Origin of the sequence: Amycolatopsis sp. NPDC058986 (assembly GCF_042741125.1) — a bacterium.
GTDB lineage: Bacteria > Actinomycetota > Actinomycetes > Mycobacteriales > Pseudonocardiaceae > Amycolatopsis.
The window spans coordinates 1-9,068 of sequence record NZ_JBHYJW010000003.1 but is presented as its reverse complement, the minus strand read 5'-3'; the positions used below and the strand labels follow the sequence as shown (position 1 = coordinate 9,068).

Sequence of the window (9,068 nt, the reverse complement as noted above, 5' to 3'; positions counted from 1 at the left end):
CGTTTTCCCATTGCTTTTCCCCAGCCCAATATATGCCCCGCCCGGGGGTGCCTCCCGCCGGGTGTAAACACAACACCCCGGTAGAGGGGGGGGTGGGTCCCCTGCGACCGTCCGGCACCGGCCTATCGGGCGGCGCGGGCCGCGTTCGCCCGGATCGCGTCCCGCACGAACTCGCCGATCCCCGGCCGCTGGTCCGGCTCGCGGATCAGGAACCCGAGCTGCGCGGGTTCGGTCGCGTACAGCTCACCTACGCGCTGGTGCGTCTCGTAGCCGCACTCCCCCATGAACCGGCCGAGCATCGCGCGATGCTCCTCGGCCAGTGCCATGGCCTCCTCGCCGTCCGGGCCCGCTCCCCCGTCCACCAGGGCGAGCAGCCTGCGGACCCAGTCCTCCCGGACCCGCTCGCCGTCGATCCAGTCCTGTTTGGACATCTCGGGGACCCGCGCCTGCCATTCCGGGGTGTGCCCCCAGCGGCGCACCGCCTCCTCCTCGTAGCCCGGCGGCTCGCGGAAACCGCCGAACACCTCGAACTTCTCCTCGGGCGTCAACGCGTTGCCCATCAGTTTCGCCTCCATCACGCGTTCGACGACCTCGACCATCCGGCTCAGCCGCGCTATCCGTTCCGTCAGCAGCGCGCGCTGATGCCGCAGTTGCTCGACGGCCCCGGCCTGGGGATCGTCGAGGATGTCCGCGATCGTCTCGAGGCCGAATCCGAGTTCCCGGTAGAACAGGATGCGCTGCAGCCGGTCGAGGTCGTCCTCGCCGTAGCTGCGGTAGCCCGCCGTGGTCCGCGCGCTCGGCGAGAGCAGCCCGATCTCGTCGTAGTGGTGCAGTGTGCGGACGGTGACGCCGGCCAGCCTGGCGACCTTTCCCACCGGGTACCCCATCGTGCCTCTCCTCCGGCCGTTCCGGCCCTGACGACGTCCACCCTGGAGCCTCACGTGACGTGAGGGTCAAGCCTCGCACGCCGGGAACCCGGCCGGAGGGTGATTCGTTCCCGGGACATGGCTGGATTGGGGACGTGGCTCGGGCTGGGCATCCCGGCCTCGGCGGCGGTGCTGGTGGCGGTGGGGGCGTACGAGATGCGCCCCTCGAACGGCCGTAAACGGCTGCGGGCACGGCTGTCGTCGACCTACGTCGAGGAGGTCACCGCGTTCCTCTACGGCACCAAGCGCACCGAGCTGGACCACCGCGACTCGGTGGAGATGACCCTCGACGAGGACGTGCAGGGCGCCCCGCCGAACACCCGGATCGACCTGGATCGCGGCGTCGCGGTTCTGCGGCCGGAAAACCCTCCGGCGCGACGTCCGCCGGAGGGTTCCGTGAGCTGAGGCCCCCGGTCAGCGGCGGCGGGTGTGCAGGAAGTCGCTCACCACCGCCGCGCCGAGCCCGTCCAGATCCGGCGCGAGCACGCGGCCGCCCGAGCGCCGCGCGATCATCTCCACGAACGCCGTCAGCCGCGGGTCGTCACCGAGCCGGAACACCGTCACCGCCGCGCCGAGCTTCGCCACCCGGTCCACTTCGGACAGTGTCTTGTGGATGGTCCGGGGCTCCGGCGGATAGGCGAACTCGGCTTCGCCGTCCGGTTCCAGATGCGCGGTCGGCTCGCCGTCGGTGACCATCAGCACCACCGGCTGCGCGTCAGGATGCCGCCGCAGATGCCTACCGGCCAGCAGCAGCGCGTGGTGGGCGTTGGTCCCCTGTTCCCACGTCCCCTCCATGCCGATCAGCTCCGGGAGTTCCACCGGTGTCGCGTAGCGGCCGAAGGTGATCAGCTGCAGCGCGTCGTTGCGGAACCGGGTGCTGATGAGCTGGTGCAGCGCGAGCGCGGTGCGCTTCATCGGCAGCCAGCGGCCCTCCTGGACCATCGACCACGACGTGTCCACCAGCAGTGCGACAGCCGCGCGGGACCGGTGCTCGGTCTCCACCACCTCGACGTCCTCGACGTCCAGCCGCACCGGTCCACCGCCCACCGACACCGAACGCAGCACGGCGTTGCGGACGGTGCGCGGCACGTCCCAGGGCTGCATGTCCCCGAACCGCCATGGCCTGCTCGCGCCGGTCGGCTCGCCCGCGGCGCCCGCGGACTCCGTCTCGCGCTCCCCCGCCTTGCCGCGCAGCGCGTTCACCACCTCGGCAAGTGCCGTCTCCCCCAGTCGGCGCAATGCCTTGGGCGACAAGCGCAACGTGCCGTCCGGCGCCCGCTCGAACAGACCCTGACGGCGTAGCTCACGCTCCAGTTCGGACAGCCGCCGCGCGTCGACGCCCGCGTCGGGACCGAGCTGGCGTTCGAGCGCTTCGAGGTCGATGTCCTCCAGCCGGGCGCCGGGATAGGACTGGCCGAGTTGCTCGGCGAGCGCGTCCAGCTCCGCGAGATCGGCCATCGCCTGCGCGCCTTCACCGAGTCCCAAGGAGTCCTGGCCGCGGAACCGCTCGGCCGAGGTCCAGTCCTCGCCCGGCCGGAGTGCCTGCAGCTGTGCGTCCAAAGTGGACAACTGCTGGGCGAGCCGCGGATCACCGAACGCCTGCTGGGTCAGTTCGGCGAGTTCGGCACGCTGCTCGTCGGTCATCGAGTTCAGCATCCGCTGCGCGGCGGCGGCGCGGGCGGCGAGGACGTCGACCAGTTCCTCGACGTTCCGGGGATTCTCCGGGAAGAATTCGCCGTGGCGGCGCATGAACTCCGAGAACCGCTCGGCGATGTCGTCCACACCCCGCGCGTGCGCACTCAGCAGCGCGTTGAGGTCCGAAAGCATCTGGTTGACGCGCTCGACGTCCTCCGGGCCCGCGTTCTGCAGGGCCTGTTTCATGCCCTGGAACCGCGAGTCCATCAGTTCACGGCCGAGAAGGTTCCGGATCTGCTCGTAGTTCTCCCGGCCCTGTTCGGAGCGCCAGTCGTACTCGGCGAGTTCGCGGACCGCCGCGGCCGTGCCCGGCGGCAACGCGTCCAACTGCGCCTCGCGGAACCGCGCGTCGTCGTCGGGATCGGGGAACAACGCGCGGCGTTCGGCGTCGAGGGCTTCCTGGAGCAGCCGCTGGACCTCCTGCAGCGTGCCATCGAGCCGGTGCCGCCGCTGGATCTGCGAACGACGCTGCCAGAGCCGCCGGGTCAGCTCGTCGAGACCCGCCGTGCGCTCGGTTCCCCGGCGCAGCAGCTCCTCCAGCGCGGAGCGCGGCGACGCGCCGGCCATCACGTCACGGCCGATCTCGTCGAGCGCGTCCCGCAGGTCCGCGGGCGGCGCGAGCGGGTCGGGCCCGTCGTGCCACGGACCGTAGGAGTAACCCTCGGGGACGGCTGTCATTGCCCGTACACGGTGGTCGAGTCGTCGGAGTCCTTGCCGACCCGGCGGGCGAGGAACAGCGACTCCAGCGCGAGTTCGACCGCCGCCGCGATGCGCCCGGCGGGTTCGTCGGCCGACACCCCCGCGCGCTGCGCGACCTCGTGCAGGACCGGCAGTTCCGGGAGCGCGGACAGCACGTCCTTGCCCGGCACGCGCTCGCCGGTCGCCACCAGATGACCGTCCGCGACGGCGTCGGCCAGCGGGCGCAGGTCGAGACCGGCGAACCGCTCGCGAGCGGTCTCCGCGACCGCGCGGCGCAGGAGGTGCACGAGGTGTTCGATCTCGCGGCCCTCCTCGCCGGGTTCGAACTCGATCTTCCCGCGCAGCACGGCGGGCACGGCGTCGAGATCCACCGGACGCGCGACCGCGGGCTCTTCGCCGGTCAGCGCCGACCGCCGGAGCGCCGCCGCGGCGACGGTTTCGGCCGCCGCGACCGCGAACCGGGCCGACACGCCGGAACGCTGGTCGATCACCGGGGAGTCCCGCAGGTTCCGGACGAACCTCGCGAGCACCTCCAGCAGCGGCTCGCCGACCTCCGCGACGAGGTGCGCCTCCTGCCGCACCACCGCGACCTCGGCCTCGACGTCGAGCGGATAGTGCGTGCGGATCTCCGCGCCGAAGCGGTCCTTGAGCGGGGTGATGATGCGGCCGCGGTTGGTGTAGTCCTCGGGGTTCGCGGTCGCCACGAGCAGCACGTCCAGCGGCAGCCGCAGCGTGTAGCCGCGGACCTGGATGTCGCGTTCCTCCATGACGTTGAGCAGCGCGACCTGGATGCGCTCGGCGAGGTCGGGCAGCTCGTTGATCGCCACGATGCCGCGGTGCGCCCTCGGCACGAGTCCGAAGTGGATGGTCTCGGGATCGCCGAGGCTGCGGCCTTCGGCCACCTTCACCGGGTCGACGTCGCCGATCAGGTCGCCGACGGACGTGTCCGGCGTGGCGAGCTTCTCGGTGTAGCGCTCGCTGCGATGACGCCAGGCGACCGGCAGGTCGTCGCCGAGTTCGGCGGCGCGGCGGATCGACGCGGGGGCGATCGGCTCGAGCGGGTGCTCGCAGAGTTCGGCGCCCTCGATGACCGGGGTCCACTCGTCGAGCAGGCCGGCCAGCGTGCGCAGCAGGCGGGTCTTGCCCTGGCCGCGTTCGCCGAGCAGGACGACGTCGTGGCCGGCGAGCAGCGCGCGTTCGAGCTGGGGCAGCACCGTGCGGGAGAACCCGACGATGCCCGGCCAGGCGTCCTCCCCCGCGCGCAACGCGGCGAGCAGGTTGTCGTGGATCTCCTGGCTGATCGAACGGGGCCGGTAACCGGCCTCGCGCAGGGCCCCGGCGGTACGGGGAAGGGAGTCTGGAGCGGCGTTCACCACTACGACGCTAGCCGCGAGTCCGCGCCGCGTCGACGTGGACCAACTCCAGCCCCACCGCCAGAAAGCGCACTCCGGAGTACGGGTAAAATAGGGCGTCGTGTGCCGTCCCAGTGCGACCCTCGCGGTCTGGTCCTCCGCGTGGCTCAACGGAGCCGCCGCTTCCGACGATGTGCTCGACGCCCTCAAGTCCTGGGGCGAAGCCCACGACGTGGTCGCTGGGGATCCCGGCGCCTCTGAGGCGTTCTTCCTCTCGCTCGCGTACAACCGCGCCGCGAACCCGGTGGATCTCCTGCTCGCCCTGCGCGCGCAGGGCATCACGACGGTGAACCTGGTGCTGCCGGTCCCCGGCGACGTGCGGGGGCTCGGCGGTGGCGGATTGTTCACCGAGGCCGCGCTGCGCTGCGGGGAAGCCATCGTTCTGCCCGAGATCGCCTATGGCCTCGTGCCAGAGCCGATCGCCGAGGGTCTCATGCGCTGGACGGCGTACGCGCTGGAAAACGAGGCGCAGCTGGAGTACTTCCCGCTCGGCGAGTCGGAACACGCCCTCACCGACGCCATCCGCGACAGCGCCGGCGCGCTGCAAGCGCTCGACGTCGCGAGCGACCGGCCAGGGGTGCGCGCCGAGCTGTCCGCGCATCTCCGCGCGCAGCCGAAGGTCCAGTGGCCCACCGGAACGCCGGGACGTGCGCTGCGGGTGCTGCAACGAGCCGACGAGATCTCGGCGATCCTCGCGATCGCCCAGCTCGACGACCCGGGCGGCGCGCTGTCGGCGTCGGCAGTCAACCAGCGAGCGGAAGCGCTGCGCCCGCTGTCCAACGCGGTCCGGATCGCCCGCTGCGCCGCGGTCAACGAGGCCGTCCGCGTCTTCGCCGAGCAGGGCGACCGCCAGCCCTGAGCTCAGGGGCGTTTCGCGGGTTCGCAGCAGCCGACGGCGCAGGGTTTGCCGTTGATCGTGCAGCCCAGCGCCGGGAACTCCGACAGCTTCCGCACCGGGACACCCTCGGTGTGCTCCCGCACCAGCTCGACGACGAGTTCGGCGAACCGCGGGTCGGTGTCCGGGGTAGCCGTGCGAGCGAATCCCATGCCGAGTTCGGCGGCGCGCTCGGCGGCCTCGTTGTCGAGGTCCCAGATCACCTCGAGGTGATCGGAGACGAACCCGACCGGGCACACCACCACCGAGGTCACGCCCTCGGCGTGCAACGCGTCGATGTGGTCAACGATGTCCGGCTCCAGCCACGGGACCTGCGGCGGGCCGGACCGCGACTGCCACACGACGTCGTAGGTCTCGACGCCCGCCTCGGCCGCCACCAGCCGGGCGGCTTCGGCGATCTGCCGGGAGTACAGCCGACCGCCGTCCTCCGGCGGGCCGGACGCCTTGTCCGCGCTCTCCGGGACCGAATGCGCGCAGAACACCGTCCGCGTCCCCGGCGCGTTTCCGAGCTTCGCGTGCGCCGCGCGGACCGCGTCGGCGACCGCGCCGACGAACAGCGGGTGGTCGAAGAACTGCCGCAGTTTCACCAGATCCGGGGCGTCGTCGCCGACCGCGGCGCGAGCACGCTCGATGTCCTCGTCGTACTGGCGGCACGCGGAGTAGCCGCCGTACGCGCTGGTCGGGAAGACCAGCACGCGGCGAGCCCCGTCCTTCGCCAGCTCGGCGAGCGTGTCCTCCACCATCGGCCGCCAGTTGCGGTTGCCGAAGCGCACCGGCAGGTCGATGCCCGCCGACGACAGCTGCTTCTCCACCGCCGCGATCGCGTCGCGGTTGAGCCGGTTGATCGGCGAAACCCCGCCGAAGTGCTGGTAGTGCTCCGCGACCTCGAGCAGCCGCTCCCTCGGCACCCCCCGGCCCCTGGTGACGTTCTCCAGGAACGGCATCACCTCGTCGGGCCCCTCGGGACCACCGAACGAAAGCCATAGCAACGCGTCGTAACCCACCCCGCCATCTTGCCGCTGTGGTGGTCCCCACGCCCACGCCGCCCCATTTTTGGAACACTCAATACAAAACGATGCTACGCTCGGGTCATGGCCAGGCCACGGGAATTCGACGAGACCGTCGCGCTCGAAGGCGCGATGAACGCCTTCTGGGCACGGGGTTACGAGGGCACGTCCACTCAGGACCTGTGCGACGCCACCGGTTTGGGCCGCAGCAGCATCTACAACACCTTCACCAGCAAGCGAGCCCTGTTCGAGCGTGCGCTCGACCACTACAGCGCACGGGGCATCCGCATCCGGACCGCCGTCATCGAAGGTTCCGGCGACGCAGCCGAAAAGATCGCGCGACTGCTCGAAGACCTCATCGAGGACGAGCTCAAGCACGCGCGCCGCGGCTGCCTCGTGGTCAACACGGTGGCCGAGTTCGGCGTGCGGGACAAGGAAATCACCGCGCACATCGAGGCCGACACGGCAGCGCATCTCGCCCAGCTGACCGCGTGTGCCCGCGCCGGCCAGGCCGACGGCAGCATCACCAAGGACCGGAAGCCCACCGACATCGCCCAGTTCGTGCACAGCACGATCGCCGGACTGCGGCTGATGTCGCGGCGCGGCGAAAGCGGCGCCGCCATGCGCGCGGTCGCCGACATCGCGGTGTCGGCCATCGCCACTCACTGACCCCGGCCGCCACCACTCTTGGGCCGACCGATGGCCCTTAGTTTTACCGAAGTTATGTACCAAACGATCCAAAATGGAGGAGAGCCGTGCCACTGGCCGTCTACGTCCTCGGGCTCAGCGTGTTCGCGCTGGGGACGTCCGAGTTCATGATCACCGGGTTGCTGCCCGGAATGGCCACCGACCTGGGGGTGAGCATTCCGGACACCGGGTTGCTCATCTCGGCCTTCGCGATCGGCATGGTCGTCGGCGCCCCGCTGCTCGCCGCCGGGACGCTCCGTCTCCCCCGCCGGACGACGCTGCTCACGCTGCTCGCGGTGTTCGGCGTGAGCCATGTCGTCGGTGCGCTGGCGCAGGGATACGCGCTGCTGTTCGCGACCCGCGTCGTCAGCGCGTTCGCCTGCGCCGGGTTCTGGGCTGTCGGGGCGGCGACCACGATCTCGCTGGTTTCCACGCAACGGCGTGGGCGGGCACTCGCCGTCCTCGTCGGCGGCCTGACCGTGGCGAACATCGTGGGTGTCCCGGCGGGCACCTTCATCGGCCAGCACTGGGGCTGGCGGGCGGCGTTCTGGGCGGTCGCGGTGCTGACGCTCGTCGCCGCGGCGGGTGTCCTCGCGTTCGTCCCGGCCACGCGTGCCGGGAACGACGCGCCGCGGCTGCGCACCGAGCTCCAGCTGTACCGGCGGCCCCGCGTGTGGCTCGCGCTCGGCGTGATCGCGTTGTGCCAGGCCATGATCTTCGCCGCGTTCAGCTATCTCGCCCCGCTGCTCACCGAAACCTTCGGCCTTCCATCGGCCTGGGTTCCCGGCGTGCTCGCCCTGTTCGGCGTCGGCGCGCTCATCGGGATCACCGTCGGCGGCAAGCTCGCCGACGCCCGGCCGTTCGCCACGCTGTACGGCAGTGTCGGGCTCGCACTGCTCGCCTTGCTCGTCCTGGCCGTCACCCACGACCCCGTCGTCGCCGTGATCGCGATCGTCGTGTTCGGCGCCGCCGGGTTCGCGGCCAACCCGGCGCTCAACGTCCGCACCTACGCCGTCGCGGGTGACGCGCCGACACTCGTCGGAGCCAGCACGACGTCCGCGTTCAACGTCGGCAACACCGCCGGGCCGTGGCTGGGCGGGCTGGCGATCGACGCCGGGCTCGGCTTCCCGAGCGTCGCGTGGGTCGGTGCGGCACTCGCTGTCGCGACGCTCGCCGCCCTCACGCTCACGGCCGTCGTCCAGCGCGCCGACGACGCGAAACGCGTCCCCGTCAGCGTCTAGTTTTCCTTACCCCACAAGGAGGATCATCATGTCCGAAACCGCGAGGATCGTGGCCGAAAAGCTTTTCGCCCTGCTCGGCGACGGCGACACGCAGGGTGCCGCGGCGTTGTTCGCCGACGACGTCGAGTGGGACATCCCGGGCAATACCGAAGTGGTCCCGTGGATCGGGCGCCGCCGGACCCGCGCCGAGGTGCTGGAGTTCTTCACCACCCTCGACCGGGACTACCTCGACCGCGACAAGTTCGTCGCCGAACGGTTCTTCGGCGACGAGAGCCGGGCCGTCGCGCTCGGCAGCCTCCGCTCGACGGTGCGGGCGACGGGCAAGGTCATCGAGTCCGCCTTCGCCCTCGACCTCGGGGTGAACCCGGACGGCCTCATCACCCGCTACGTGTTCCTCGAGGACAGCTGGCGCGTCGCCGACGCCGTCCAGTCCTGAACCTCGCTCCGGCCGGAAATGCCGTTAAGGCCACCTTACGGGCGTCTGACGCCCGTAAGGTGGGCGGTTG

At 71.1% G+C, this 9,068-nt stretch carries 9 protein-coding genes; 5 read left to right on the top strand and 4 right to left on the bottom strand.

Annotation, left to right across the window (positions count from 1 at the left end; all coding sequences use genetic code 11):
• Positions 1–122 precede the first annotated feature (122 nt).
• Complete coding sequence (locus tag ACFW0G_RS03645) at positions 123–887, bottom strand: MerR family transcriptional regulator (RefSeq protein WP_378323146.1); 765 nt, start codon at positions 885–887, stop codon at positions 123–125.
• Positions 888–1,004: 117 nt separating this feature from the next.
• On the opposite strand from ACFW0G_RS03645, the gene ACFW0G_RS03640 reads away from it, so the two are divergent.
• Positions 1,005–1,331 (top strand): DUF6191 domain-containing protein, encoded by a 327-nt coding sequence (locus ACFW0G_RS03640; protein ID WP_378323145.1) that lies wholly within the window; start codon positions 1,005–1,007, stop codon positions 1,329–1,331.
• Positions 1,332–1,340: 9 nt separating this feature from the next.
• Here ACFW0G_RS03640 and ACFW0G_RS03635 read toward each other — a convergent pair whose 3' ends face one another.
• Positions 1,341–3,299, bottom strand: coding sequence for a hypothetical protein (locus tag ACFW0G_RS03635; protein ID WP_378323144.1), 1,959 nt, complete (start codon positions 3,297–3,299; stop codon positions 1,341–1,343).
• Positions 3,296–4,693, bottom strand: coding sequence for an ATP-binding protein (locus ACFW0G_RS03630; protein ID WP_378323143.1), 1,398 nt, complete (start codon positions 4,691–4,693; stop codon positions 3,296–3,298). Before ACFW0G_RS03630 ends, ACFW0G_RS03635 begins: the two co-directional genes overlap by 4 nt.
• 100 nt (positions 4,694–4,793) lie before the next feature.
• Here ACFW0G_RS03630 and ACFW0G_RS03625 point away from each other — a divergent pair, with 100 nt between their 5' ends.
• Positions 4,794–5,591, top strand: a complete 798-nt coding sequence (locus ACFW0G_RS03625) for a hypothetical protein (protein WP_378323142.1) — start codon at positions 4,794–4,796, stop codon at positions 5,589–5,591.
• 2 nt (positions 5,592–5,593) lie between these two features.
• Here the strand turns inward: ACFW0G_RS03625 and ACFW0G_RS03620 are convergent, their stop codons facing one another.
• Positions 5,594–6,631, bottom strand: coding sequence for a ferrochelatase (locus tag ACFW0G_RS03620; RefSeq protein ID WP_378323141.1), 1,038 nt, complete (start codon positions 6,629–6,631; stop codon positions 5,594–5,596).
• A gap of 87 nt (positions 6,632–6,718) precedes the next feature.
• Here ACFW0G_RS03620 and ACFW0G_RS03615 point away from each other — a divergent pair, with 87 nt between their 5' ends.
• From ACFW0G_RS03615 to ACFW0G_RS03605, 3 genes are all read left to right on the top strand, one after another.
• Positions 6,719–7,303, top strand: coding sequence for a TetR/AcrR family transcriptional regulator (locus ACFW0G_RS03615; RefSeq protein ID WP_378323140.1), 585 nt, complete (start codon positions 6,719–6,721; stop codon positions 7,301–7,303).
• An 86-nt stretch (positions 7,304–7,389) separates the two neighbouring features.
• Positions 7,390–8,562: a Cmx/CmrA family chloramphenicol efflux MFS transporter gene (locus ACFW0G_RS03610; protein ID WP_378323139.1), complete on the top strand. Its 1,173-nt coding sequence runs from the start codon at positions 7,390–7,392 to the stop codon at positions 8,560–8,562.
• Positions 8,563–8,590: 28 nt separating this feature from the next.
• The gene (locus ACFW0G_RS03605) at positions 8,591–8,998 is read left to right on the top strand and encodes a nuclear transport factor 2 family protein (RefSeq protein WP_378323138.1); all 408 of its coding nucleotides are present in this window, start codon (positions 8,591–8,593) and stop codon (positions 8,996–8,998) included.
• Positions 8,999–9,068 lie beyond the last annotated feature (70 nt).